The organism is Blastococcus sp. MG754426 (assembly GCF_021699055.1).
GTDB lineage: Bacteria > Actinomycetota > Actinomycetes > Mycobacteriales > Geodermatophilaceae > Blastococcus.
In genome coordinates this window covers 1-25,465 of record NZ_SSXC01000065.1, presented here as the reverse complement: position 1 = coordinate 25,465, position 25,465 = coordinate 1, and the positions used below count along the sequence as shown (strand labels likewise).

The 25,465-nt window shown below is 75.4% G+C and carries 23 protein-coding genes; 8 read left to right on the top strand and 15 right to left on the bottom strand.

Annotated elements, in window-relative coordinates; genetic code table 11:
• Positions 1-52 precede the first annotated feature (52 nt).
• Positions 53-4,657 (top strand): ATP-dependent helicase, encoded by a 4,605-nt coding sequence (locus E9549_RS17625; RefSeq protein ID WP_236827895.1) that lies wholly within the window; start codon positions 53-55, stop codon positions 4,655-4,657.
• Between the two features lie 15 nt (positions 4,658-4,672).
• Here E9549_RS17625 and E9549_RS17620 read toward each other — a convergent pair whose 3' ends face one another.
• Complete coding sequence (locus E9549_RS17620) at positions 4,673-5,257, bottom strand: antibiotic biosynthesis monooxygenase (RefSeq protein ID WP_236827894.1); 585 nt, start codon at positions 5,255-5,257, stop codon at positions 4,673-4,675.
• A gap of 98 nt (positions 5,258-5,355) precedes the next feature.
• On the opposite strand from E9549_RS17620, the gene E9549_RS17615 reads away from it, so the two are divergent.
• The gene (locus E9549_RS17615) at positions 5,356-6,213 is read left to right on the top strand and encodes a DNA-formamidopyrimidine glycosylase family protein (protein ID WP_236827893.1); all 858 of its coding nucleotides are present in this window, start codon (positions 5,356-5,358) and stop codon (positions 6,211-6,213) included.
• A 45-nt stretch (positions 6,214-6,258) separates the two neighbouring features.
• Here the strand turns inward: E9549_RS17615 and E9549_RS17610 are convergent, their stop codons facing one another.
• The gene (locus tag E9549_RS17610) at positions 6,259-7,095 is read right to left on the bottom strand and encodes a PspA/IM30 family protein (protein ID WP_236827892.1); all 837 of its coding nucleotides are present in this window, start codon (positions 7,093-7,095) and stop codon (positions 6,259-6,261) included.
• 117 nt (positions 7,096-7,212) lie between these two features.
• Here E9549_RS17610 and E9549_RS17605 point away from each other — a divergent pair, with 117 nt between their 5' ends.
• Together E9549_RS17605 and E9549_RS17600 are read left to right on the top strand one after the other, a co-directional pair.
• Positions 7,213-8,220, top strand: a complete 1,008-nt coding sequence (locus tag E9549_RS17605) for a PfkB family carbohydrate kinase (RefSeq protein WP_236827891.1) — start codon at positions 7,213-7,215, stop codon at positions 8,218-8,220.
• On the top strand, positions 8,217-8,726 hold the full coding sequence (locus E9549_RS17600; protein ID WP_236827890.1) for a GNAT family N-acetyltransferase: 510 nt from the start codon (positions 8,217-8,219) through the stop codon (positions 8,724-8,726). The genes E9549_RS17605 and E9549_RS17600 overlap by 4 nt, the downstream gene beginning before the upstream one ends.
• On the opposite strand, the gene E9549_RS17595 is transcribed toward E9549_RS17600, so the two are convergent.
• From E9549_RS17595 to E9549_RS17570, 6 genes are all read right to left on the bottom strand, one after another.
• Entirely contained in the window at positions 8,702-9,193 is a 492-nt protein-coding gene (locus E9549_RS17595) for a TetR/AcrR family transcriptional regulator (RefSeq protein WP_236827889.1), read from the bottom strand. The two genes, E9549_RS17600 and E9549_RS17595, sit on opposite strands and share 25 nt — an antisense overlap.
• A 19-nt stretch (positions 9,194-9,212) precedes the next feature.
• Positions 9,213-9,608 (bottom strand): helix-turn-helix domain-containing protein, encoded by a 396-nt coding sequence (locus E9549_RS17590; protein ID WP_236827888.1) that lies wholly within the window; start codon positions 9,606-9,608, stop codon positions 9,213-9,215.
• Positions 9,609-9,714: 106 nt separating this feature from the next.
• Positions 9,715-10,242 (bottom strand): CinA family protein, encoded by a 528-nt coding sequence (locus tag E9549_RS17585; RefSeq protein WP_236827887.1) that lies wholly within the window; start codon positions 10,240-10,242, stop codon positions 9,715-9,717.
• Entirely contained in the window at positions 10,242-10,916 is a 675-nt protein-coding gene (pgsA, locus tag E9549_RS17580) for a CDP-diacylglycerol--glycerol-3-phosphate 3-phosphatidyltransferase (protein ID WP_236827886.1), read from the bottom strand. Before pgsA ends, E9549_RS17585 begins: the two co-directional genes overlap by 1 nt.
• Positions 10,913-12,379, bottom strand: coding sequence for a MiaB/RimO family radical SAM methylthiotransferase (locus E9549_RS17575; RefSeq protein ID WP_236827885.1), 1,467 nt, complete (start codon positions 12,377-12,379; stop codon positions 10,913-10,915). The genes pgsA and E9549_RS17575 overlap by 4 nt, the downstream gene beginning before the upstream one ends.
• A 153-nt stretch (positions 12,380-12,532) precedes the next feature.
• Positions 12,533-15,049 carry a DNA translocase FtsK gene (locus E9549_RS17570; RefSeq protein WP_236827884.1) on the bottom strand — a complete coding sequence of 839 codons (2,517 nt, stop codon included), beginning with the start codon at positions 15,047-15,049 and terminating at the stop codon, positions 12,533-12,535.
• 86 nt (positions 15,050-15,135) lie between these two features.
• On the opposite strand from E9549_RS17570, the gene E9549_RS17565 reads away from it, so the two are divergent.
• Entirely contained in the window at positions 15,136-17,070 is a 1,935-nt protein-coding gene (locus tag E9549_RS17565) for a S9 family peptidase (protein WP_236827883.1), read from the top strand.
• On the opposite strand, the gene E9549_RS17560 is transcribed toward E9549_RS17565, so the two are convergent.
• The 6 genes from E9549_RS17560 to thyX all read right to left on the bottom strand — a co-directional run bounded on the left by E9549_RS17560 (position 17,063) and on the right by thyX (position 22,330).
• On the bottom strand, positions 17,063-17,551 hold the full coding sequence (locus E9549_RS17560; RefSeq protein ID WP_236827882.1) for a DinB family protein: 489 nt from the start codon (positions 17,549-17,551) through the stop codon (positions 17,063-17,065). The genes E9549_RS17565 and E9549_RS17560 overlap by 8 nt on opposite strands.
• A gap of 4 nt (positions 17,552-17,555) precedes the next feature.
• Positions 17,556-19,256, bottom strand: coding sequence for a ribonuclease J (locus tag E9549_RS17555; RefSeq protein WP_236827881.1), 1,701 nt, complete (start codon positions 19,254-19,256; stop codon positions 17,556-17,558).
• Positions 19,253-20,149, bottom strand: coding sequence for a 4-hydroxy-tetrahydrodipicolinate synthase (dapA, locus tag E9549_RS17550; RefSeq protein ID WP_236827880.1), 897 nt, complete (start codon positions 20,147-20,149; stop codon positions 19,253-19,255). Before dapA ends, E9549_RS17555 begins: the two co-directional genes overlap by 4 nt.
• A 9-nt stretch (positions 20,150-20,158) precedes the next feature.
• Complete coding sequence (locus E9549_RS17545) at positions 20,159-20,701, bottom strand: dihydrofolate reductase (protein ID WP_236827879.1); 543 nt, start codon at positions 20,699-20,701, stop codon at positions 20,159-20,161.
• Positions 20,698-21,504, bottom strand: coding sequence for a thymidylate synthase (locus E9549_RS17540; RefSeq protein ID WP_308113127.1), 807 nt, complete (start codon positions 21,502-21,504; stop codon positions 20,698-20,700). Before E9549_RS17540 ends, E9549_RS17545 begins: the two co-directional genes overlap by 4 nt.
• Before the next feature lie 76 nt (positions 21,505-21,580).
• On the bottom strand, positions 21,581-22,330 hold the full coding sequence (gene thyX, locus E9549_RS17535) for an FAD-dependent thymidylate synthase (RefSeq protein WP_236827878.1): 750 nt from the start codon (positions 22,328-22,330) through the stop codon (positions 21,581-21,583).
• Between the two features lie 40 nt (positions 22,331-22,370).
• Between thyX and E9549_RS17530 the strand changes: the two genes are divergently transcribed.
• Positions 22,371-22,793 carry a DUF1232 domain-containing protein gene (locus tag E9549_RS17530; RefSeq protein ID WP_236827877.1) on the top strand — a complete coding sequence of 141 codons (423 nt, stop codon included), beginning with the start codon at positions 22,371-22,373 and terminating at the stop codon, positions 22,791-22,793.
• Here the strand turns inward: E9549_RS17530 and E9549_RS17525 are convergent.
• A complete protein-coding gene (locus E9549_RS17525; protein ID WP_236827876.1) occupies positions 22,765-23,979 on the bottom strand; it encodes a winged helix-turn-helix domain-containing protein in 1,215 nt (404 codons plus the stop codon). The genes E9549_RS17530 and E9549_RS17525 overlap by 29 nt on opposite strands.
• A 65-nt stretch (positions 23,980-24,044) precedes the next feature.
• Here E9549_RS17525 and E9549_RS17520 point away from each other — a divergent pair, with 65 nt between their 5' ends.
• Both E9549_RS17520 and E9549_RS17515 read left to right on the top strand, forming a co-directional pair.
• Positions 24,045-24,629 carry a GNAT family N-acetyltransferase gene (locus E9549_RS17520; RefSeq protein ID WP_236827875.1) on the top strand — a complete coding sequence of 195 codons (585 nt, stop codon included), beginning with the start codon at positions 24,045-24,047 and terminating at the stop codon, positions 24,627-24,629.
• Positions 24,626-25,288 carry a DUF2461 domain-containing protein gene (locus E9549_RS17515; protein ID WP_236827874.1) on the top strand — a complete coding sequence of 221 codons (663 nt, stop codon included), beginning with the start codon at positions 24,626-24,628 and terminating at the stop codon, positions 25,286-25,288. The genes E9549_RS17520 and E9549_RS17515 overlap by 4 nt, the downstream gene beginning before the upstream one ends.
• Positions 25,289-25,465 lie beyond the last annotated feature (177 nt).

Genomic DNA, 25,465 nt, shown 5'->3' with positions numbered 1-25,465 from the left:
CAGTGTCCCCGCCGACCAGCGAAGTGTCGTACACGGCGGGGACACTGAGCGCGTGCCCGCCCGCCCGACTTCCGGCCCCTCCGCGGGGCCCGGCGCCCTGGCCCGCTTCTCCGAGCCGACGCGCGCCTGGTTCACCGGCGCCTTCGAGCAGCCGACGGAGGCGCAGGAGGGTGCGTGGCAGGCGATCAGCAGCGGCGAGCACGCCCTGGTCGTGGCACCGACCGGCTCGGGCAAGACGCTCGCGGCCTTCCTGTGGTCGCTCGACCGGCTGGCCGCCGCCCCGCCGGCCGACGAGCGGACCCGGTGCCGGGTGCTGTACGTCTCGCCGCTGAAGGCGCTGGCCGTCGACGTCGAGCGCAACCTGCGCGCGCCGCTGGCCGGCATCGGCCAGGCCGCCGCACGGCTGGGCCTGCCCCGGCCGGAGATCAAGGTCGGCATCCGCTCGGGCGACACCCCGGCCGACGAGCGGCGCACCTTCGCCCGCCGCCCGCCGGACATCCTGATCACCACCCCCGAGTCGCTGTTCCTGCTGCTCACCAGCCAGGCGCGGGAGGCGCTCCGGGGCGTGGACACCGTGATCGTCGACGAGGTGCACGCCGTCACCGACTCCAAGCGCGGCGCGCACCTCGCCGTCTCCCTCGACCGGCTGGACGAGCTGCTCGAGCGGCCGGCGCAGCGGATCGGGCTGTCGGCCACCGTGCGGCCGATCGAGGAGGTCGCCACCTTCCTGGCCGGCGGGCGCCCGGTGCAGGTCGTCTCCCCCGGCTCGACGAAGCGGTGGGACCTCTCGGTCGTCGTCCCGGTCGAGGACATGAGCGAGCTCGGCCAGCCCACCGGGGAGCTGGAGGGCTCGGCGGCCGGCCACCAGCCGCGCAACTCCATCTGGCCCGCGGTCGAGGAACGGGTGCTCGACCTGGTCCAGGCGCACCGCAGCACCATCGTCTTCGCCAACTCCCGCCGGCTCGCCGAGCGGCTGACCAGCCGGCTCAACGAGCTCGCCTACGAGCGGCAGACCGGCGAACCGGTGCCGCCGGGCACCAACGCCGCGGCGCTCATGGCGCAGGCCGGCTCCGGCGGCGGGCTGCCGGAGGCTTTCCGACCCGTCGCGGCGGCCCACCACGGCTCGGTCTCCCGCGAGCAGCGGGCCATCGTGGAGGAGGCGCTGAAGTCCGGCCGGCTGCCCGCAGTCGTCGCCACCTCCAGCCTCGAGCTGGGCATCGACATGGGCGCGGTCGACCTGGTCGTCCAGGTCGAGGCGCCCCCCACGGTCGCCAGCGGCCTGCAGCGCGTCGGCCGGGCCGGCCACCAGGTCGGTGCGGTCAGCCGCGGGGTGCTGTTCCCGAAGTACCGCGGCGACCTCGTGCAGTGTGCGCTGGTCGCCGAGCGGATGCAGGCCGGCGCGATCGAGTCCATCCGCTACCTGCGCAACCCCCTGGACGTGCTCGCCCAGCAGATCGTCGCGATCGTCTCCGAGCGGCCGCGCACCGTCGACGAGGTCGGGGCGCTGGTGCGCCGGTCCGCGGCGTTCGCCTCGCTGCCGGAGCCGGCGCTGCACGCCGTCCTCGACATGCTGGCCGGGCGCTACCCGTCCGACGCGTTCGCCGAGCTGCGCCCGCGGCTCACCTGGGACCGCGTCACCGACACCCTCACGGCGCGCGCCGGCGCCCAGCGGCTGGCGGTCACCAGCGGCGGCACCATCCCCGACCGCGGGCTGTTCGGCGTCTTCCTCGTCGGCGGCGAGGGCACCGGCGGCCGCCGGGTCGGTGAGCTGGACGAGGAGATGGTCTACGAGTCGCGGACCGGCGACGTGTTCCTCCTGGGCTCCTCCTCCTGGCGGATCGAGGAGATCACCCACGACCGCGTGCTGGTCACCCCCGCGCCCGGCCAGCCCGGCAAGATGCCGTTCTGGCACGGTGACGCCCCCGGCCGGCCGCTGGAGCTCGGGCGGGCGCTCGGCGCGTTCCTGCGCGAGGTCGGCTCGGCGACCCCGGAGGCCGGCCTGGAGCGGGCGCGCGCCGCCGGCCTGGACGAGTGGGGCGCGGCCAACCTGGCCGCCTACCTCGCCGAGCAGAAGGCGGCCACCGGCCACCTCCCCGACGACCGCACGCTGCTGGTGGAGCGCTTCCGCGACGAGCTGGGCGACTGGCGGCTGGTCGTCCACTCCCCGTTCGGCGCGCAGGTGAACGCCCCGTGGGCGCTCGTGCTGGCTGCCCGGCTGCGCGAGCGGTACGGCGTCGACGTGTCGTCCATGCACTCCGACGACGGCATCGTGCTGCGGCTGCCCGACACCACCGGCGAGCCGCCGGAGGGCGAGCTGGCCGTCCTCGACCCCGACGACGTCGAGCGCGAGGTCACCGCCGAGGTCGGCAGCTCGGCGCTGTTCGCCAGCCGGTTCCGCGAGTGCGCCGCCCGCGCGCTGCTCCTCCCCCGGCGCGACCCGAGGCGCCGCACACCGCTGTGGCAGCAGCGCCAGCGCGCCGCCCAGCTGCTCTCGGTCGCCAGCGAGTTCTCGTCCTTCCCCATCACCCTCGAAGCCGCCCGCGAGGTGCTCCAGGACGTCTACGACGTGCCCGGGCTGATCGAGCTGATGGCGGACGTGCGGGCCCGGCGGGTGCGGGTGGTGGACGTGCAGACCGAGACCGCCTCCCCCTTCGCCCAGTCGTTGCTGTTCGGCTACGTCGGCCAGTTCCTCTACGAGGGCGACGCCCCGCTGGCCGAGCGCCGGGCGCAGGCGCTCGCGCTCGACACCGGTCTGCTCGCCGAGCTGCTCGGCCGCTCCGAGCTGCGCGAGCTGCTCGACGGCGAGGCGATCGCCGAGATCGAGGCGGAGCTGCAGCGGCTCCCCCGGTCACGGCACCCGCGCGACGTCGACGGCGCCGGGGACCTGCTCCGGGTGGTCGGCGACCTCACCGCGGACGAAGCCGCGCGCCGCGGGGTGCCGCAGGAGTGGCTCGACGAACTCGTCGCCGCCCGGCGCGCGCTGGTGGTCCGCATCGCGGGCGAGGAGCGGTACGTCGCCATCGAGGACGCCGGCCGGCTCCGCGACGCCCTGGGCACCGCACTGCCCGTCGGGGTGCCCGAGGTCTTCACCGAGCCCGTCGCCGACCCGCTGGGCGACCTGGTCGGCCGCTACGCCCGCACCCACGGACCCTTCCAGCCGGCCGAGGCGGCCGTGCGGCTGGGCCTCGGCGTCGCCGTGGTGACCGCGACGGTCCAGCGGCTCACCGGCACCGGCCGGCTGGTCTCCGGCGAGTTCCGCCCCGGCGGCACCGGCCAGGAGTGGTGCGACGCCGACGTGCTGCGGTCCATCCGCCGGCGCAGCCTCGCCAAGCTGCGCCAGGAGGTCGAGCCGGTGCCCACCGGCACGCTCGCCCGTTTCACCCCGTCCTGGCAGGCGGTCGGCAGCCGGCTGCGCGGGGCCGACGGCGTGCTGGCGGTCGTCGAGCAGCTCGCCGGGGCGCTGGTGCCGGCCAGCGCCCTGGAGTCGCTGGTGCTTCCGGCCCGGGTGCGCGACTACTCGCCCGCCATGCTGGACGAGCTGACCAGCGCCGGTGAGGTGCTGTGGGCCGGGGCCGGCGGCCTGCCTGGCGGCGACGGCTGGCTCAGCCTGGTGCCCGCCGACCTCGCGCCGCTGCTGCTGCCCGAGCAGCTCGAGGTGCCCGGGGAGGGTCAGCCGGTGCTGGACCTGCTCGCCGGTGGCCAGGCGCTGTTCTTCCGCGGCCTCTCCGACGCCCTCGGCGCCACCGACGACGCCGCCCTGGCCGACCTGGTCTGGGACCTGGTGTGGGCCGGCGCCCTGACCAACGACACCCTGGCCCCGCTGCGCACCCGGCTGGCAGGCGGCGGCACCCACAAGCGGGCGGCCTCCGCCCCGCGGGTCACCCGTACCCGGTACGGGCGGCCGCGGCTGAGCCGCGCCGCCCTGCCCACCCGCAGCGGGCCGCCCACGGTGGCCGGGCGCTGGTCGCGGCTGCCCGACCGCGAGGCCAACGCCACCCGGCGCACCACCGCGCGCGCCGAGGCGCTGCTGGAGCGGCACGGCGTCCTCACCCGTGGCGCGGTCATGGCGGAGCAGGTGGCCGGGGGGTTCTCCGCGGTCTACCCGGTGCTGCGGGCGTTCGAGGAGAACGGCCGGGCCCGCCGCGGCTACTTCGTGGAGACCCTCGGCGCGGCCCAGTTCGGCACCCCCGGCTCGGTGGACCGGCTGCGCAGCTTCGCCTCGCCCGACCGGGTGCCGGCGGGCGCCGTCGTGCTGGCCGCCACCGACCCGGCCAACGTCTACGGCGCCGCCCTGCCGTGGCCGGAGCGGCCCGGGAGCGAGGAGGCGGCCGTCGACATCGGCGAGGGCGCCGGCGCCGGCCGGAAGAGCGGGCATCGGGCCGGGCGCAAGGCGGGCGCGCTGGTCGTCCTCGTCGACGGCGACCTCGTGCTGTACGTCGAGCGCGGCGGCAAGACGCTGCTGTCGTGGACCGAGGAGGAGCAGGTGCTCAAGGAGGCGGCGACAGCGCTGTCCGGGGCGGTCTCGGCCGGAGCCCTCGGCCGCATGGTCGTGCAGAAGGCCGACGGCGCCTCGGTGCACGAGTCGACGCCGCTCAGCGGCGCGCTCCAGGCGGCCGGCTTCGCCGCGACCCCGCGCGGCCTGCGCCTGCGCGGCTGAGCCGCCGCACCAGGGTCAGCGGCGGCGGGAGCCCTGCAACCAGGGGGCGCACCAGCGGCTCAGCCGCGGCATGAGCAGGCGCAGCGCGGTGACGACGTAGACCGCGGACAGCAGCAGCCGCAGCGGCCACGGCCAGCCCTCGACCAGCGGCAGGGCGAGCACCTGGAAGCTCGAGGTGAACGCGAGCACGACGAGGACCGTGAGCAGCCAGCTGCGCCAGGCCGGCCCCGGCCGCGGCGGGACGGCGAAGAAGCTCTCCAGCCCCACCGCCCGCGCGACCCGCTCGTCCTCGACCATCCCCGGCAACCGGGCCAGGAACGCCTGCCGCTCCGGCGAGCGCTCCCACGCGGCCAGCGAGTCGGCGTCGGCGAAGCGGTAGACCAGGTGGTACTCGGAGCTGCCCTCGCCCGGGTGCAGCAGCGACGCGCCCAGGTTGCCCGAGAAGTTCGCTGCCTCGGCCAGCACTGCGCGGGCCGCCCGCTCGAACGCCGCCCGCCGGTCCGGTCGCACCACGCGGGCGACGGTGACGGTGACCGGCTGGTGGTCGGGGGCGGTGGGTGCGCTCCCGAGCCGGGTGCGCAGTCGCAGGGGCACGCTCACGGCAGGGAGCAGCACGCGGCGCGACCTGCCGCTTCCCGGTTGTCGGGCCTCTCACACCCAGGGGGCGGGTCCGTGCGCTGCCGGGGATCATGGTCGGCGTGCCCGAGGGAGACACCGTCTGGCTGGCGGCGAAGCGGATGAACACCGCGCTCGCCGGCAGCACGCTGCGCCGCGGCGAGTTCCGGCTCCCCCAGCTGGCCGCCCTCGACCTCGCCGGCGCGGCCGTCACCGAGGTCGTCCCCCGCGGCAAGCACCTGCTGATCCGGCTCGCCGACGGTCGCACGCTGCGCACCCACTTCCGGATGGACGGCAGCTGGCACATCTACCGGCCGGGCGCCCGCTGGCGGGGTGGACCCGGCTACGACGTCCGCGTCGTCCTGGCCACCGACGAGTGGGAGTGCGTCGGCTACCGGCTGCACGACGTCGACATCGTGCCGACGGCCGAGGAGGACCGGCTCGTCGGCCACCTCGGCCCCGACATCCTGTCCCCCGACTGGAGCCTCGACGAGGCGCTGCGCCGCATCCGCGCCCGGCCCGACGAGCAGGTCGGCGTCGCGATCCTCGACCAGCGCAACGTGGCCGGCATCGGCAACCTCTACAAGGTCGAGTCGCTGTTCCTGCTGGGCCTGCACCCGTGGGCACGCGTGGCCGACGTGGACGCCCGGCTGGCGCCCCTGCTGGAGCGGGCCCAGCGGCTCATGCGGGCAAACCTCGAGCACCCCGAGCAGAGCACCACCGGTGACCTGCGCCGCGGCCACGACCACTGGGTCTACGGGCGGAAGGGCAAGCCCTGCCGCCGCTGCGGCACGCCGATCCTCATGGGCGACCAGGGGCCGCACCTGCAGGAGCGGGTCACCTACTGGTGCCCGCACTGCCAGGCGGCGGACTCCGCCATCTCGCCGACGGCGCGCACCGGCGAACCGGGGAGGCCCCGGCCGGTCGCCACCCCCGGCTGAGACGCCGCCCGCACGGGGCCGCGGGGCCGGACGTGGCCGGTCGGGTCAGGCCGGGTCGGGCCGCTCCGCGGGCTGTGCCTGGGGCTGCGTGGCCTGCTCCGGCGCCGGCGTCCCCTGCTCGATGGCGCCCGCGGCACTGCTGCCCTCGACGGCCGGCGTGCCGCCGCCCATCGACGCGCGGATCTGGTCCAGCCGCGAGGCACCGGCCACGTCGAGGGTGGCCTTCTGCACCTCGAGCATGCGCCCCTCGACCGACGACTGCGCCAGCTCGGCCTGGCCGAGCGCGTTGGCGTAGCGGGCCTCGATCTTGTCCCGGACCTCGGACAGGCTCGGGGTGTTGCCCGGCGCGGAGAGCTCGTTGACCTGCTTCATGGAGGCGGCGACGTGCTCCTGCATCTTCGCCTGCTCCAGCTGGCTCATCAGCTTGGTGCGCTCGGCCAGCGTCGTCTGCAGCCGCATGCGGGACTGCTCGACCGCGCCGCGCGCCTGCTCGGCGGCCTGCAGCGCCTCGTCATGGCTGCGCTTGAGGTCCTCCATCGACTGCTCGGCAGCCACCAGCTGGGTGGCGAACGCCTGCGCGGCCTGCTCGTACTCGGCCGCCTTCGCCGCATCTCCCTTGGCCCGCGTCTGGTCGGCCAGCACCAGCGCCTGGCGGGCGGAGGCCTGCAGCTTCTCGACCTCGCTCAGCTGCCGGTTCAGCCGCATCTCCAGCTGCCGCTGGTTGCCCAGCACCGCGGCGGCCTGGTTCGCCAGCGACTGGTGCCGCTGCTGCTCGGCCTCGATCGCCTGCGCGATCTGGATCTTCGGGTCGGCCCGCTGGTCGATCTGGGCGTTGGCCGAAGCGGTGAGGTACTTCCACAGCTTCACGAACGGGTTGGGCATGGGGTCCTCCTGCTCCGGCGGTTGCCGGCCCGGCGATGCTCGTCACCCAGCATCGTCCCAGGTGATCACCGTCGGCAACCGACGCGGGCCGTCCGCGCCGCGGTTAGGGTGCCCAGCGTGCCGCCTGCCACGCCTGTCCTCTGCGTCCTCGGGGAGCTCGTCGTCGACCTGCTGCCCGTTCCCGGCGCCGCGGCCGGCAGCACCGCACCGCACTACGTCGCCCGCCCGGGTGGCAACGCGCTCAACGTCGCCGTCGCCGCCGCGCGCCTCGAGGCCCCGGTGCGGCTGCTGGCCCGGCTCGGCACCGGCCCGCTCGCCGCGAACCTCCGCCGGCACGCCGAGGCGGCCGGCGTCGACACGGCCGGCTTCGTCGACGCCACCGAACCGGTCAGCCTGGCCGTGGTCGGCGTCGGCGCCGACGGCTCCCCGGACTACGGCTTCCACGTGCTCGGTGCCGCCGACTGGCAGTGGACCGACGAGGAGCTCGCCGGGGTCCTCCCCGAGGCAGTCGGCGCGCTGCACGTCGGCTCCATCTCCAGCTGGACCGAGCCCGGCAGCGGGGCGATCGCGCGGCTGGTCCGCCGGCTGTCGGGCCACGCGTTGATCAGCGTCGACCCCAACGTCCGCCCCCCGCTCGCCGACGGTCCGGTCGGCGCCTCGCTGGGCAACGACCGCGCCGCCGTCACCGACCGCCTGGACGAGCTCGTCCGCCGGGCCGACGTCGTGAAGGTCAGCGCCGAGGACCTCGCCTGGCTGGAACCGGACGCCACCGACCTGGACGACGCGGCCAGCCGCTGGGCCGGCCGCGGGCCCGCGCTGGTGGTGCTCACCGACGGCGGGGCGCCGCTGCGCATCGCCCGGCCCGGTCGGCCCGTGCTGCGCCGGGAGATCCCACGCGTGCCCGTGGTCGACACCGTCGGGGCCGGCGACTCCCTGGCCGCCGGGCTCCTGACCGGCCTGCTGGCCGCCGGGCTCACCACGCGCGCCGACCTGGACGCCGTCACGGACGACCGGTTGCTCGCGCTGGTCGACGACGCCGCACTCGTGGCCGCGGTCAACTGCACCCGGGTCGGCGCCGATCCCCCCACGCGCGCGGAGCTGGCGGCGGCGCGGGGCGACGGGTGATCGCCGGCGACCTGCGGCTGGTGGGCTTCGAGGAGCTCGCGGCCGGTGCCCTGCGCGGCCGGCTGCTCACCCGTCGCGCCGAGTTCTGGGCGGGCTCCCCGCTCGACGGCGACGCCGTCGCGGCGCTGCACGACCCGGTGTTCTTCCACCAGCTGGGCGGCTTCGGCGCGGTCGCCCTCACGCCGGACGACGACGACGCGGGCTACCTGCTCGGCGTCGTGAGCGCCGACCGCCTCGCCGTCGTCCAGGCCGTCGCCGTCCACCCGTCCTGGCGCGGGCGCGGCGTCGCCACCCGGTTGCTGGAGCGCTTCGCCGGCCTGGCCTCGGAGGTGGGCGCGCGCGTCGCGCAGGGCGTCGCCCTGCCCGGGGACGCCGGGCCCACCGCGCTGGCCGCCCGGTTCGGGGCCTCCCCGGCCCCCTCCCCCGGGCACGCCGGTCCCGGCGCCGACCGGGTGGTGTTCACCCGCCGGCTGCCCCTCGCTCAGCCGGTGGGACCCAGCAGCTGACCCAGCAGCGCCGCCTGCCGGCGCCGCTGCGTGGTGAGCCCCGGCTGCAGCACCACGCCGACCAGCCACCGGCCGGCCAGCTGCGCCCCGTCGTCGTCGGTGCCGAGCACGGCGGCCAGCCGTCCGGTGAGCGCCGCCCATGCCGGCTCGCCCGGTGCCAGCAGCTCGACCAGCCGGTCCGGCTCGGTGGCGGCGAGCCGGCGCAGCACGGGGTGGGTGGCGAGCTCGTCGGCGAGCACGGCCAGCCCGGCAGCCGGGGGCAGGCCCCCGGCCAGGTCGGCGAGCCGCTGCAGCTCCGCGGCCAGCAGCGCCCGCGCCACCTCGTCCTTGGTGCGGAAGTAGTTGTAGAGCGTGGCCTTGGCGACCCCGGTCGCGGCCGCGACCGACTGCATGGTGGCGCGCCGCAGCCCCTGGGCGGCGAAGGCCTCGGCGGCCCCCGCGAGGAGCTCGGCCCGGGTGCGGTTCACTCCGCCCGGTGCGGGCGGGTCAGGCGGCGAGCGACACCGCGTCGCGCCGCGGAGCGGTGCGACCCTGCCCGGCGCCGACCAGCGCCAGGGCGGGCTCGGCGGCGTCGGAGGGCTGCGGCGCGGGTGAAGTCCCGTCGGCGGGCGCCGCCTCGGCCGGGCTCGCCAGCGGGCGGACGTCCGCCGTGGCACCGCGCAGCTCGAGGCTCACCTCGGCGAGCAGGTCGGCCAGCTCCACCTCGAGGGCGTCGCAGATGGAGGCGAGCAGCTCGGAGGAGGCCTCCTTCTGCCCCCGCTCCACCTCGGAGAGGTAGCCGAGGCTGACCCGGGCGGCACCGGAGACGTCGCGCAACGTGCGGTGCTGACGCAGCCGGTGGCCGCGCAGCGTGTTCCCGAGCTGGGTGCGCAGCAGCGTCATGGCCGTCTCCTGTCCTGCGAGCGGGGAAGCGGCGGTGCCGTCGGGCACCGTGCGCTCACGGTACGCGGCGCATGCGCCGACGGCCCACCGACGGGGCCGAGTCCGCTCATGGCGTAACGCCGTCCACCCGGTCGGCGTTCCCGGCGAGCCGGTCCCGGAGCGCGGCGAACGCGCTGGCCACCGCGCCGGCGCGCACCGCGGCGCGGTCGCCCGGCAGGTCCAGCCGGACGACGTCGGTCCGCTCCCCGCCGCTGAGGCCGAGGTAGACGGTGCCGGGGCCGTGCCCGTCGACCGGGTCGGGCCCGGCGACGCCGGTGAGCCCGATGCCGAAGGTGGCCGTGCACCGGGTGCGGATGCCCTCGGCCAGCGCCGCCGCCGTCTGCGGGCTGACCGGCCCGTGGGTGGCGAGCAGGTCGGCGGGCACTCCGGCGAGCGTGGTCTTCAGGTCGGTGGCGTAGACGACGGCGCCCCCGCGCAGCGTCGCGCTGGCGCCGGGCACCGCGGCGAGGGTGGCGCAGAGCAGGCCGGCGGTGAGCGACTCGGCGGCCGCCACGGTCGCGCCGCGGGCCAGCAGCGCCCGGTGCACCTCGGCGGCGAGCTCCTCGAGCGCCGCGCCGGTGGCCGGGGCCGCCATCAGGCCGCGGTGTCGCTGCGGGCGCCGGGGCCGGCCCCGGCCGACCGCCGCGCGGCGGCGGCGCGCATGGCGCGGGCGCTGGTCTGCCGCAGCGTGACGGCGCGGTAGACGTAGTCCAGGCCGGTGACCACGGTCAGCAGCACGGCCGCGGCCATGACCCACCAGCGGGTGGTCGCCAGCGCCCCGCTGAGCGGCAGGATGTACAGGCCGATGGCCAGCGACTGCAGGACGGTCTTGGCCTTGCCGCCCCGGCTGGCGGCGATGACGCCGTGCCGGATGACCCAGAAGCGCAGCAGGGTGACCCCCACCTCGCGCACGAGGATCACCGCGGTCACCCACCAGGGCAGCAGCGCCAGCACGGAGAGCCCGATCAGCGCCGTACCGGTCAGCGCCTTGTCGGCGATCGGGTCGGCCAGCTTGCCGAACTCGGTGACCTGGCCGGTACGCCGCGCGATGAGGCCGTCGTAGCGGTCGGTGAGGATCGCCAGGCCGAAGACGAGCGTGGCCCAGTAGCGGCTGGTGTCGTCCAGGCTGTCGTCGTTGAGCAGCAGGACGGCGAAGACGGGCACCAGGGCCAGCCGCAGCACGGTCAGCGCGTTGGGGAGGTTGACCAGGCGCACCGACTGGGGCGGCGTCGCTGCCGGGTCGGGGGCCACGTCCGCCACCCGGGTCACCGCCCGGCCACGGTGGCGGCCGGCACGCGGGCGACGGCGACCAGGTCGATGCCCTCGGTGCCGACGACCTCGGCCCGCACGACCTGCCCCGGGACCGAGCCGGCCGGGATCCCGCTGACCGTGGTCGTGCCGTCGGCGTCCGGGTCCTGGTGGGCGGCGTGCCCGAGCCAGGTGCCGGGGCCCTCCTCCGCGGAGAGGTCCTCGGTGAGCAGCACCTCGACGTGCTCGCCGATGCGCTCCTCGGCGCGCTGGGCGGTCAGCTCCTCGACCAGGTCAGTGATCCGGCGGACCCGGGTGTCGATCTCGGCCTGGTCGATCTTGCCCGGCAGCCGCACGGCCTCGGTGCCCTCCTCGTCGGAGTAGCCGAACACACCGACGGCGTCCAGGCGGGCCGCGGTGAGGAAGCGCTCCAGCTCGGCCACGTCGTCCTCCGTCTCGCCCGGGAAGCCGAGGATGACGTTGGTGCGGAACCCGGCGCCGGGCGCGAGCTCGCGGGCCCGCGCGATGGTGCGCAGGAAGTCGTCGGTGCCGCCGAACCGCCGCATGCGGCGCAGCAGCGCCGGCGACGAGTGCTGGAACGACAGGTCGAAGTAGGGCGCTATCACCGCGCCCGGCCCGCCCCCGCCGGCGATGACCTCCAGCAGGCCCGGCCGCAGCTCGGCCGGCTGCAGGTAGGCAACCCGCACCCGGGCGATCCCCTCGACGGCGGCCAGCTGCGGCAGCAGCTTCTCCAGCGAGCGCAGGTCGCCGAGGTCCTTGCCGTAGGAGGTGGAGTTCTCGCTGACCAGCACCAGCTCGGTGACCCCCTGCCCGGCCAGCCAGGCGGCCTCGGAGAGCACCTCGGCCGGCGGGCGGGAGACGAAGGCACCGCGGAAGCCCGGGATCGCGCAGAACGCGCAGCGCCGGTCGCAGCCGGAGGCCAGCTTGATCGCGGCGGACGGCCCGGCGGCCAGCCTGCGGCGGCGCAGCCAGTCGTGGCCGGGGATGGCGGGCCCGGCGTCCTCGACACGGCCTCCGGCCCCGGCGAGGACCGCCGAGCGCTCGACCGGGCTGATCGGCAGCAGCGTGCGCCGGTCCCGCGGGGTGTGCGGCACGAGCGGGCGGCCGGCGAGGACGTCGTCGAGGCGCCCGCCGATCTGCGCGTAGTCGTCGAAGCCGAGGACGGTGGCCTCGGGCAGCGCGTCGGCCAGCTCGGTGCCGTAGCGCTCGGCCATGCACCCGACGGCGACGACCGAGGCGCCGGAGTCGGTGGCGGCGAGGATCGCGTCGACGGAGTCCTTCTTGGCGCTCTCGATGAACCCGCAGGTGTTGACGAGCACCGCGTCCGCGCCGTCGGCGTCCTCGACGAGCTCGTACCCCTCGGCGGCGAGCCGGCCGGCCAGCTCCTCGGAGTCGACCTCGTTGCGGGCGCACCCGAGGGTCACCACGGCCACGGTCCGGGCAGGGCTGGGCGTGGCTGTCACCGGACCATCGTAGGTGAAGGACCCCCGTGCCCCCCGTCACTCGCGAACTCGCGACGGGACCCTGCCCGGGAGCCCTTCCCGACCGTCAGGTTCCCCCGGCCGTCGCAGGCTCGGGCCGGGGCCCGGCAGGGAGGCCGGACGCAGGGCGGACCATCACCCGACGTCCCCTCCGCCGCGGAGGGTGAACAGCGTGGCCTCGAGCTCGTCGGGCTTGACGAGGACGTCGCGTGCCTTGGAACCCTCGGAGGGGCCGACGATGCCGCGGCTCTCCATCAGGTCCATCAGCCGGCCGGCCTTGGCGAACCCGACCCGCAGCTTGCGCTGCAGCATCGACGTCGAGCCGAACTGCGAGGTGACGATCAGCTCCACTGCCTGCAGCAGGAGGTCGAGGTCACCGCCGATGTCCTCGTCGATCTCCTTCTTCTCGCCGCCGCCCCCCGCGGTGAAGACCTCTTCGCGGTACTCCGGCTCGGCCTGGCGCTTGGTGAACTCGACGACCGCCTCGATCTCGGCATCGGTGACGAAGGCGCCCTGGACGCGCATCGGCTTGCCCGCACCGATGGGCATGAAGAGCGCGTCACCCATGCCGATCAGCTTCTCGGCGCCCGGCTGGTCGAGGATGACCCGGCTGTCGGTCAGGCTGGAGGTCGAGAACGCCAGCCGCGAGGGCACGTTCGCCTTGATCAGGCCGGTGACGACGTCGACCGACGGGCGCTGCGTCGCCAGGATCAGGTGGATGCCGGCGGCACGCGCCTTCTGGGTGATGCGGACGATGTGCTCCTCGACGTCGCGCGGGGCCACCATCATCAGGTCGGCGAGCTCGTCGACGATCGCGAGGATGTACGGGTAGGGCCGGTACACCCGCTCGCTGCCGGGCGGGGCGGTGATCTCACCCTTCTCGACCTTGCGGTTGAAGTCGTCGATGTGCCGCACACCGGTGGACCGCATGTCCTGGTAGCGCTGCTCCATCTCCTCGACCAGCCAGGCCAGCGCGGTCGCGGCCTTCTTCGGGTCGGTGATGATCGGCGTGATCAGGTGCGGGATGCCGTCGTAGGGCGTGAGCTCGACCATCTTGGGGTCGACCAGGATCATCCGCAGCTGGTCGGGGGTGGCTCGCAGCAGCAGCGAGGTCAGGATCGAGTTGACACAGCTGGACTTGCCGGCGCCGGTCGCACCGGCCACCAGCAGGTGCGGCATCTTCGCCAGGTTGGCGCAGACGAACCCGCCCTCGATGTCCTTGCCGAGTCCGACCAGCATCGGGTGCGGGTCCTGCTTGGCGGCCTGCGAGCGCAGCACGTCGCCGAGGCTGACCTTCTCGCGGTCGGTGTTGGGCACCTCGATGCCGACGGCGGACTTGCCCGGGATCGGCGCCAGGATGCGGATGTTGTCGTTGGCCACCGCGTACGCCATGTTCTTGGTCAGCGCGGTGATCTTCTCGACCTTCACGCCCTGGCCGAGCTCGACCTCGTAGCGGGTGACCGTCGGGCCCCGGGTGAAGCCGGTGACGGCGGCGTCGATGTTGAACTGCTCGAGCACGCCGCTGATCGCCTCGATGGCGACGTCGTTCGCCTTCGACCGCGCCCGCGGCGGGTCGCCAGGCCGCAGCGTGGACAGCGCCGGGAGCACGTAGTCGCCCTCGACCGGCTGGATGGAGAGCTGCTCGGGCTCGGTGATGGGCGGCAGGTCCTCCGGCGGGGAGGTGCGGTCCTCGACGGGGCGGCGGACGCTCGGCACGGGCGGCGTCGGGGCGGCCAGCACCGTGTGCTCGGGCTCGGTCGTGCGGGTGGCCTCCGGCGCCTCCGCGTAGGCCCCGTGGTCGATCGGGCCGGTGGTGAGCAGGTCCTCCGACAGCGAGGAGCGGCGCCGGCGGCTCTTCGGCGCGGGCTCCTCCTCCTCGTCCTCGTCGTCCTCGTCGTACTCGTAGGAGTCGTCCCGGCCGAGGAGGCGGTCGGTGGCCTCGCGCAGTCGCTCCGGGATCTGGTGCACCGGCGTGGCGGTGATCACCAGGAGCCCGAAGAAGGCCAGCAGCCCGAGCAGGACGACGGTGACCGCCGCCCCCACGCCGGCGGTCAAGGGCGTGCCGACGGCCCAGCCGACCAGCCCGCCGGAGCCCGGCTCACCGCCCTGCGGGACCGCCGGCGTGCCGACGACGTGGGCGATGCCGAGGACCGAGGCGACGGTGCACAGCCAGCCGATCGCCAGCCGGCCGCGCGCCTCCGGGCGGGGGCCGCGCCGCAGGAGCCGCAGCGCGGCGAACAGCAGGACGACGGGCAGCACCATCACCAGCGAGCCGATGATCCAGCGCACCCCGTCGGTCAGCGCGGCGCCGACCGGCCCGATGCCGTTGCTCCAGGCGGCGGCGCCCAGCACGATCGCCAGCCCGAGCACGGCCAGGCCGACCCCGTCGCGGCGGTGCTCGGGGGCCAGCGGCTCGGCCTCCTCGGGCCGGGCGACGGACCGGGCCAGCCCGCCGGCGCCGCGCGCGAGCAGGTTCCAGCCCCCGCTGGCGATGCGCCAGATCGAGCCGCCGGACGACGACGACTTCGAGCGGGCCGGCTGCCGCCGGTTGGGCGCCCGCTTGGCGGCGGGGGGCTTCTTGCTCGCCGCCGTCGAGCCCGACCGGCTGCGGGTGGCGGCCGGCCGGCGGTTCGGCGTGGTGCGGGCAGGCATGCGTCAGACCGTAATCCCGGGACGGCCCCCCGGCAGGCAGGCCGGATGTCGTGTCCCGCTCACCGCCGTCCCATAACGTCACACGCATGAGCACCCCGCTCCCCCACGGCAGCTGGCCCACGCCCGTCACCTCCGGGCTCGTCGTCCGGTCCGCGGCCCGCCTGGGCGAGGTGGTGGTGGACGGCCCGGACGTCTGGTGGGCCGAGTCCCGCCCGGCCGAGGGCGGCCGGACCGCGCTCGTGCGGCGGACCCCGGACGGCGTGGTCACCGACGCCCTGCCGGCCCCGTGGAACGCCCGCACCCGGGTGCACGAGTACGGCGGTGGGTCCTGGACCGTCTCCGAGGGCGTCCTCTGGTTCACGGACTTCTCCGACCAGCGGCTGTACCGGCTGGCCCCCGGCGAGAGCGCCCCCGCCGCGATCACCCCGGAGCCGGCGATCCCCGCGGGGGTCCGGTACGCCGACCTGGCCGTCGTCCCGGACGGCGTGCTCGCCGTGCGGGAGACGCACGCCGCGTCGGGCGCCGCGGCCGACGTGGTCGACGAGATCGTGCGCGTGGGCCTCGACGGCACCACCGAGGTGCTGGTCTCCGGCCCCGACTTCGTCGCCGGCCCGCGGCTCGCCCCGGACGGCGTCACGCTCACCTGGCTGCAGTGGGACCACCCCGACATGCCGTGGGACAGCGCCCAGCTCGTCGTCCGGGCGGCCGACGGGACCGAGCACGTGCTCGCCGGCGGTCCCGGCGAGTCCGTCGTCCAGCCGGCCTGGGGCGCGGACCTCGCGCTGTGGTGGCTGGACGACCGCACGAACTTCTGGTCGCTGTACCGGAGACCGCCGCACGAGCAGCCCGAGCTCGTCGTCGACGTCGGCAGCGACATCGGCGGCCCGCAGTGGCTGTTCGGCCAGTCCCGCTACGCGCTCCTGGCGGACGGGCGCGTGGTGGTCGCCTACGGCCGGGAGGGCCGCGACCGCCTCGCCGTGCTGACCCCGGGCGGGGAGCCGCGCGAGCTGGACCTGCCCTACGGCACCTTCCGGTACGTCACGGCGCAGGGCACGGGCGTCGTCTGCGTCGCCGGCGGCCCGGCGAGCGAGCCGGTGGTGCTGCGTGTGGACGCCGGCAGCGGCGCCACCGAGGTGCTGCGGCCGGCGCGGGAGCTGGGGCTGCACCCTGCCTGGTTCTCCCGGCCCGAGCACGTCACGTTCCCGACCGAGGACCGCGGCACCGGCATCGGCGAGGCCCACGCGCTGGTCTACCCGCCCACGAACCCGCAGGCGTCGGCCCCGGCGGGCAGCCTCCCGCCGCTGGTCGTGGTGGTCCACGGTGGCCCCACCGCCGCCGCCGTCCCGGTGCTGAACCTGGAGATCCAGTACTGGACCTCCCGCGGGTTCTGCGTCGCGGACGTCGACTACCGCGGGTCGGTCGGCTACGGCCGCCGCTACCGCGAGGCGCTGCAGGGCCGGTGGGGCGTGGTCGACCTCGACGACGTCGTGGCCTGTGCGCGGTTCCTCGCCGACGCCGGCCGGGTGGACCCGGCGCGCATGGCGATCCGCGGCGGCTCGGCCGGCGGGTACACGACGCTGGCCGCGCTGTCGATGCGCCCGGGCGTCTTCACGGCCGGGGCCAGCCACTACGGCGTCGCCGACCTGGGCGCGCTGGCCGCCGAGACGCACAAGTTCGAGTCCCGGTACCTCGACGGGCTGGTCGCGCCGTGGCCGTCGGGGCGGGCCGTGTACGACGAGCGCTCCCCGATCAACCACGTCGACGCCCTCAACACCCCGCTGGCGGTCTTCCAGGGCGAGGAGGACGCCGTCGTCCCGCCGTCGCAGGCCGAGGCGATCGTCGCCGCGCTGCGCGCCAAGGGCGTGCCGCACGCCTACCTGCTGTTCCCCGGCGAGCAGCACGGCTTCCGCAGGGCGGGGAACATCCGGGCCGCCCTGGACGGCGAGCTGTCCTTCTACGCGCAGGTGTGGGGCTTCGACCTGCCGGCCGACGAGGGCATCACGCCGGTCCCGATCAGCTGAGCCGGCCGGCGGTGACCTGCTCGCGGAGGATGTCGGCGTGCCCGCCGTGCTCGGCGAGCTCCCGGAGCACGTGGAGGTAGACCCAGCGCAGCGGCAGCGGCCCGCGACGGTTGCCGTGCACGACGTCGTCGAGGTCCAGGTGCGCGGTCGCCCGCCGGGACGCCTCGCAGGCCTCCCGGTGCGCCTGGGTCACCGAGGCGATGGTGTCCTCGTCGCTGAGGGTGAAGGACTCGTCCACGGTCTCCGGGATGCCGATCTCCGCGCGGGAGCGGCAGGAGATCGCCTCGTCGAACCACACCCGCTCGACGAAGGCCGCGTGCTTGACCAGGCCGAGCAGCGTGGTGAGCGAGGGCACCAGCGAGCGGCGCGCCTGCTCCTCGGTGAGGCCGTCGAGGCAGCCGCGGAGCGACTCCCGGTGCTCGTCGAGGAACGCCTCCAGCTGCGCCCTCAGCGGTTCCCGGAGCACGTCCTGGCTGCTCACGGTCTCAGACCTCGAGGACCGTCGGGATGATCATCGGGCGCCGTCGGTGCTTGTCCGACACCCACTTGCCGACGGTGCGCCGGATGATCTGCGAGAGCCGGTGCGCGTCGACCTCGTCGTCGGCCAGGGCGCGCTTGAGGTTGCCCTCGACCAGGGCGAGCACCTCGTCGAACGCGGCCGGGTCGTCGGAGAAGCCCTTGGTGGACAGGTGCACCGGGCGCACGATGGTCCGGGTCGACGGCTCGATCACCACGGTGAGCGCGACGAAGCCCTCGTCGCCGAGGATGCGCCGGGCCTGCAGCGACTCCTCACCCACGTCACCGACGTTGAGCCCGTCGACGTACACGTCACCGACCGGGACCGACCCGACGATGGCGGCCTTGCCGTCGACGAGGTCCACGACCACGCCGTCCTCGGCGAGGAGGATCCGGTCGGTCGCCATGCCCGTCTCCTCGGCGAGCTTGGCGTGGGCCCGCAGGTGCCGCCACTCCCCGTGCACCGGCATCAGGTAGCGCGGCTTGGCCACGTTGAGCAGCGTGCGCAGCTCGCCGGCCGGGGCGTGGCCGGAGACGTGCACCCGCGCCGTCTCCTTGTGCACCACCGTGGCGCCGAGCCGCGCGAGGCCGTTGATGACCTTGTAGACGGCGGTCTCGTTGCCGGGCACCAGCGAGGAGGCGAGGACGACGGTGTCGCCGGCCTCGATGGTCACCTGGTGGTGGTCGCCGCGGGCCATCCGACCGAGCGCCGACAGCGGCTCGCCCTGCGACCCGGTGCTGACCAGCACCACCTGGTGCGGCGGCATCGCCGCGGCGTCGTCGAGCGAGACCATGAGCCCGGGGGCGACCTTGAGCAGCCCGAGGTCGCGGGCGACGCCCATGTTGCGCACCATCGACCGGCCGACGAGGGCCACCTTGCGGCCGTGCTTGTCGGCGCAGTCGAGCACCTGCTGGATGCGGTGCACGTGGCTGGCGAAGCTGGAGACGATCAGCCGCTGCGAGGCGCGGGCGAAGACGTCGTCGAGCACCGGGCCGATCGACCGCTCCGGCGTGACGAAGCCGGGCACCTCGGCGTTGGTGGAGTCGGCGAGCAGCAGGTCGATGCCCTCGACCCCGAGCCGGGCGAAGGCCCCGAGGTCGGTGAGGACGCCGTCGAGCGGCAGCTGGTCCATCTTGAAGTCGCCGGTGTGCACGAGCACGCCCGCGGGGGTGTGCACCGCCACCGCGAGGGCGTCGGGGATCGAGTGGTTCACCGAGATGAACTCGCAGTGGAACGGCCCGGCCAGGTGGTCGTCGCCGGCGGCCACCTCGACCAGCGTCGCGTCCAGCCGGTGCTCGCGCAGCTTGGCCGCCACCAGCGCGAGGGTGAACCGCGAGCCGACCAGCGGGATGTCCTCCCGCAGCCGGAGCAGGTAGGGGATCGCGCCGATGTGGTCCTCGTGCCCGTGGGTGAGGACGACGGCGACCACGTCGTCGAGCCGGTGCTCGATGACCCCGAAGTCGGGGAGGATCAGGTCGACGCCGGGCTGCTCGGCCTCGGGGAAGAGGACGCCGCAGTCGATGACCAGCAGCTTGCCGTCGAACTCCAGCACGGCCATGTTGCGGCCGATCTCGCCGAGCCCGCCCAGGGCCATGACCCGCAGGCCGCCCTCGGGCAGCGGCGGGGGTGCCTTGAGGTCGAGGTGCGGTTGGGTGACCTGGCCGCTCATAGGGTGACGCCTCCAGCGGCGAGGTCGTCGCGCAGCTGCGCGAGCTGTTCGGGGGTGGCGTCGACCAGCGGTGGCCGGACCGGCCCGGCCGGCAGGCCGAGCGCGTTGAGCGCGGCCTTCACCGTGATGACGCCCTGGGTGCGGAAGATCCCGGTGTACACCGGGAGCAGGCTGTCGTTGATCTCCCTGGCCTTCACCAGGTCACCCGCCTCGACCGCGGCCACCAGCTCGACCAGGCGGGGGCCGACGAGGTGGCTGACGACGCTGACCATGCCGACGCCGCCCATCGCCAGGATCGGCAGGTTCAGCATGTCCTCGCCGCTGTAGTAGGCCAGGTCGGTGCGGGCGAGGGTCCAGGCCATGGCGCCCAGGTCGCCCTTGGCGTCCTTCACCGCGACGATCCGCGGGTGCTCGGCGGCGCGCACGAGCGTGTCGACCTCGATGGGCGTCGCGGTGCGGATCGGGATGTCGTAGAGCATCACCGGCAGGTCGGTGCTGTCGGCGACCGAGGTGAAGTGGCGCAGCAGGCCGGCCTGGGGCGGGCGGTTGTAGTACGGCGTGACGACCAGCAGCCCGTGCACGCCGAGTTCCGCCGCCGTCCGCGCCTTCTCGATCGAGTGCGCGGTGTCGTAGGTGCCCACGCCGGCGACGACCGTGGCGCGGTCACCGACGGCGTCCAGCACCACCTCGAGGACGGCGCGCTGCTCGGCGTCGCTGGTCGTCGGCGACTCCCCCGTCGTCCCGAGGACGACCAGCCCGTCGCTGCCGCCCCGGTCGACCAGGTGCGCCGCGAGCTCCTGGGCCCCGGCGAGGTCGATCGACCCGTCCTCGGCCAGCGGGGTGACCATCGCCGTGAGGAGGCGCCCGAACGGCCGGGCGGGGTCGGAGGTCATGGGGTGAATCTACCCAGCGGAGCCGACGGGATCCCGCACGTACTCCGACACCGCGAACCGCAGCCCGCCCGACGCCGAGACCGACCAGCCCTCGGCCGGTGTCCGCGCGGCACGCACCCAGCCGCCGTCCAGGGACGGCGCGAACGTGTCCCCTCCGACGTCGGTGTCCACGTCGGTGACCACCACCCGGTCGGCGTGCGGGAGGAGCGCCGCGTAGACGGTGCCCCCGCCGATCACCCAGGCCGCCGGGTGCTCGGCGAGGACCTGGTCCACCGAACGCGCGACGAGGGCGCCCTCGGCCGACCAGCCCGGGTCGGAGGTGAGCACGACGTTGACCCGGCCCGGCAGCGGGCGGAACCGCGGCGGCAGCGACTCCCAGGTGCGCCGGCCCATCACCACCGTCGACCCGGTGGTCAGCCGGCGGAACAGCGCGAGGTCCTCGGGCAGGTGCCAGGGCAGGCCGCCGTCGGCCCCGATGACGCCGCCCCGGGCCTGCGCCCAGATCATCGCCAGGCCGCCCCGGCCGGCTCGCTCGCTCGCCGGGCCGGTCACACCGCCACGGCTGCCCGGATCGCCGGGTGGGGCTCGTAGCCGTGCACCGCGAAGTGCTCGTAGGTGTAGTCGAACAGCGACGGCGCCGGCGCCAGCTCCACCGTGGGGAAGGGCCGCACCTCGCGGGAGAGCTGCTCGGTCACCTGCTCGACGTGGTTGCTGTAGATGTGGCAGTCGCCGCCGACCCAGATGAACTCGCCCGGCTCGAGCCCCACCTGGGCGGCGATCATGCGGGTGAGCAGCGCGTAGCTGGCGATGTTGAACGGCACGCCGAGGAACATGTCGGCGCTGCGCTGGTAGAGCTGGCAGGAGAGCTTCCCGCCGGCCACGTAGAACTGGAAGAAGGCGTGGCAGGGGGCGAGCGCCATCTCGGGCAGCGCAGCCACGTTCCAGGCCGAGACGATCATGCGGCGCGAGTCCGGGTCGGTGCGCAGGGTCTCCAGCAGCTGGGCGATCTGGTCGACGTGCCCGCCGTCGGGCGTGGGCCACGACCGCCACTGGACGCCGTAGACGGGGCCGAGCTCGCCGTCGGCGGACGCCCACTCGTCCCAGATGGTGACGCCGTTCTCCCGCAGCCAGCCGACGTTGCCCTCCCCCCGCAGGAACCACAGCAGCTCGACGGCGATCGACTTGAAGTGCACCTTCTTCGTCGTCACGAGCGGGAAGGTCTCGGACAGGTCGTAGCGCAGGCGCTCGCCGAACAGGCTGAGGGTGCCCGTCCCGGTCCGGTCGTCCTTCGGCGCGCCCTGCGCCAGGATGCGGCGCAGGAGGTCCTCGTACTGGGTGTCGATCGGGGCTGCCACGGCCCCGAGGGTACGGCCGCCTCCCGACGTGCCGGGACCCCGGCGACGGGCGTGCCCAGAGGTGCCGCCGAGGTGGTCAGCCCTCGGTGACGAAGGGGCTGGCGGCGACCTCGGTGCCGTCGGCCAGCCGGCTGATCCGGAAGTCGCCGAAGACGTTCCCGGCCACCCGCTGCAGCTCCCTCAGGCAGGCGATCGCCAGCTCGCGGAGCTCGACGTCGGCGTGCTCGCTGGCCCGCATGGCGACGAAGTGCCGCCACGCCCGGTAGTTCCCCGTGACGACGATCCGCGACTCGGTGGCGTTGGGCAGCACCGACCGGGCCGCCTGGCGGGCCTGCCGGCGCCGGAGGGTGGCGTTGGGGACGTCGGCCAGCCGCTGCTCCAGACCCTCGAGCAGCTCGGCGTAGGCGGTCGCGGCCGCGCCGGTCGCCGCGACGAACCGCGCGTGCAGCTCCGGGTCCGCGGCGATGACCGCCGGCTCCACGACGGCGGCGTCCTCGGGCACGTGGCGCTGGGAGAGCTGGCTGTAGGAGAACTGACGGTGGCGCACCAGCTCGTGGGTGAGCGACCGGGAGACGCCGGTGAGGTACATGCTCACGGTCCCGTGCTCGAGGACGGCGAGGTGCCCGACCTCCAGGATGTGCCGCAGGTAGCCGGCGTTCGTCGCGGTCGCGGGGTTCGGCTTGTCCCAGGACTCGTAGCAGGCCCGGCCGGCGAACTCGGCGAGCGCCTGCCCGCCGTCGGCGTCGGTCTCCCACGGGACGTCCGCGGGGGCGGTGAACTGGGTCTGCGCGACGACCTGGACCCGGAGCGGCGCGATCTCTGGCACCCGTCGAGCCTACGGCCGGCGACCGGGCAGACTGGGGCGCGTGGAGTGGTGGCGCCCGCTGCTCGCCCTCGCCGGCGGCCTGCTGCTCGTCTGGCTGCTGCTCATGGCGGCTCTGTGGCGGAGCCGGCCCGACGGGCTGACCGTGCGGGACGGGCTGCGGCTGCTGCCCGACGTCGTGCGGCTGGTGCGCCGGCTGGCCGCCGACCGGTCCCTGCCGGCCGGGCTGCGGGTGCGGCTCTGGCTGCTGCTCGCCTACCTGCTCTCCCCCGTCGACCTGGTGCCCGACGTCGTGCCGGTCCTCGGCCACGCCGACGACGTCGTGGTCGTCGCGTGGGTGCTGCGGTCGGTGGTGCGGCGGGCAGGCGACGAGGCGCTGGTGCGGCACTGGCCCGGGGAGCCGGGCGGTCTCACCGTGGTGCGCCGGCTCGCCGGGCTCACGCCGCGGCGGCCAGCGCGCGGCTGAGCTCGGGCCAGAGGTCCCCCCGGTCCCCGACGGCGACGTGGTCCAGCCCCATCCACCCGGCCATCAGCCGCAGCTCGGCGGCCAGCTCTGCCGCGACCGCCGAGCGGTCCACCCCGTCCTCGGCGTGCGCGGCCTGCACGCGGAGGACGCCGGCCTTCCGGTCGGCCTTGAGGTCCACGCGCCCCACCAGCCGGTCGCCGAGCAGGAAGGGCAGCACGTAGTACCCGTGCACCCGCTGGTGCGCCGGCGTGTAGATCTCCAGCCGGTAGCGGAAGCCGAAGATCCGCTCGACCCGCGGCCGCTCCCACACCAGGGAGTCGAACGGGCTCAGCAGCGCGCGGGCCCGGATCCAGCGGGGGCGGCGCGCCCCCGGGTCCAGCCACGCCGGACGACCCCAGCCGACCACCTCGACCGGCAGCAGCTCACCGGCGTCGGACAGCTCGGCGATCGCCGTCCGGGCGTCGGCCGGGGTCAGCCGGAAGTAGTCGCGCAGGTCCGCCTCGGTGGCCACGCCCAGTGCCCGGGCCGCGGTGCGGACGAGCTCCCGCACCGCGTCCGGACGGGGGGGCGTGGGCGCCTCCAGCACGTCCGCGGGCAGCACCCGCTCGGGCAGGTCGTAGACGCGCTCGAACCCCGCCGTCCGGCAGGACGCCGTCAGCTCGCCGATGAAGAACAGGTACTCCAGCGCCGCCTTGCCCGCGTGCCAGTTCCACATGCTGCCCGGCCGGTTCGGCCGCTGCTCCTGGAGCTCGCCGGCCCGGAGGGGCCCGTCGCGGCGCACCCGGTCGAGCAGCGACGCGACGTACTCCGGCCGCTCCCGGTGCACCCTCGTCATGCTGCCCCAGGCCTCCTGCTGCACCGCCGCCATGCGCCAGCGCAGGAAGGGGTGCAGTCGCACCGGGAGGAACGACGCCTCGTGCGCCCAGTACTCGAACAGGTCGTGCCGCCGGTTGGCCAGTGCGTCCAGCACCTCGCGGGGGTAGGGCCCCAGCCGGCTGAAGGCCGGGAGGTAGTGCGACCGGGACAGCACGTTGACCGAGTCGATCTGGACGACGGCGAGCCGCTCGGTGAGCCGGCGCAGCTGCCGCGTCCCCACGGGGGTCGCCGGCCGTGGCTCGGCGAAGCCCTGCGCGGCGAGGGCGATGCGCCGGGCCAGCGCGGCGGGCAACCGTTCGACGGGCGTCACGACCGGAGATCCTGCCCGGCCGGTACGACACCCGCCGCCCCGGCCGGCACCCCTACGCTGCCCGGGTGACCTCGATCCCCTTCCCCCGGCTCACGGGCTCCGCGGACGTGTCGGTGCGACCGGCGCGGCCCGAGGACGCCGCCGCGATCGCGCGGGTGCAGGGCATCACCTGGCGGACCGCGTACCGCTCCCTGCTGCCCCCGGAGGTCCTCGACGGGTGGGACGAGGCCGCGGTCACCGAGACCTGGCGCTCGGCCGTCACCACGCCACCGTCGGCGCACCACCGGGTCCTGGTCGCCGTGGAGCAGGGCGCGGTGGTGGGCTTCGCGGCCGTCGCGGCCGTCGCGACCGGCACCGGCACCGGCACCGGCACCGGCACCGGCGAGATCAGCACGCTGCTGGTGGAGCCGCGGTGGGGCCGCCGGGGCCACGGCAGCCGGCTGCTCGCCGCGGTCACCGACCTCGCCTCCGCCGAGGGCACGGACCGGCTCGAGGTCTGGCTCGCGGAATCGGACCAGGCCTCCGCGAGCTTCTACGAGTCGGCCGGCTGGGCCCCCGACGGCTGGGCCCGCACCTTGGACACGGGGGCGGCGCCGCTGCGGGAGCTGCGGTGGCACGTCGCGCTGGACCCGGAGGGCGTGGACCGATGACCTTCGACGGCTTCCCCGACGAGGGGCTCGTCTTCTACGAGGGCCTGGAGGCGGACAACAGCAAGGCGTACTGGACGGCGCACCGCACCGCGTACGAGGCCCACGTCCGCGCCCCCATGACGGCGCTGGTGGAGGCGCTGGCGCAGGAGTTCGGGACCGCCAAGGTGTTCCGGCCGTACCGCGACGTCCGCTTCAGCCACGACAAGACCCCGTACAAGAACCACCAGGGCGCGGTGGTGAACCCGGAGGGGCGCGGCGCGGGCGCCTGGTACGTGCAGATCTCCGCGGACGGGCTCACCGTCGCCGGTGGTTGCTGGCGTCTGGAGTCCGACCAGGTGGCGAGGTACCGCCGAGCGGTGGCCGAACCGCTGCAGGGCACCCGCCTCGCCGAGGAGGTCTCCCGCCTGCGGGCCGCCGGCTGGCGGATGGAGGGCGAGCGCCTGGTGCGCGTGCCCGCCGGCTACTCGGCCGAGGACCCGCGCACCGACCTGCTCAAGCACAAGACGTTGCACGCCGCGCGCCACTGGGCCCCGGAGGGGTGGCTGCACACACCCGAGGCCCTGGAGCGGGTGCGGGACGCATGGCGCGACCTCCGCTCGCTCAACGCCTGGTTCGCGGACAACGTCGGGGCCACCACCAAGGAGCCCCGCCGGCGCTGACCGCGGCATCGGCTCCGGCGCTCTCCCGGCCGCGCCTGCTACACGGCCGCCGTCCGAGGCGACGGCCGCGGTGAGGAGACGACGAAGGGCCCCAGCCTGGTGGCTGGGGCCCTTCGTGAATGGTTGTCCGGCGGCGTCCTACTCTCCCACCCCGTCTCCAGGGCAGTACCATCGGCG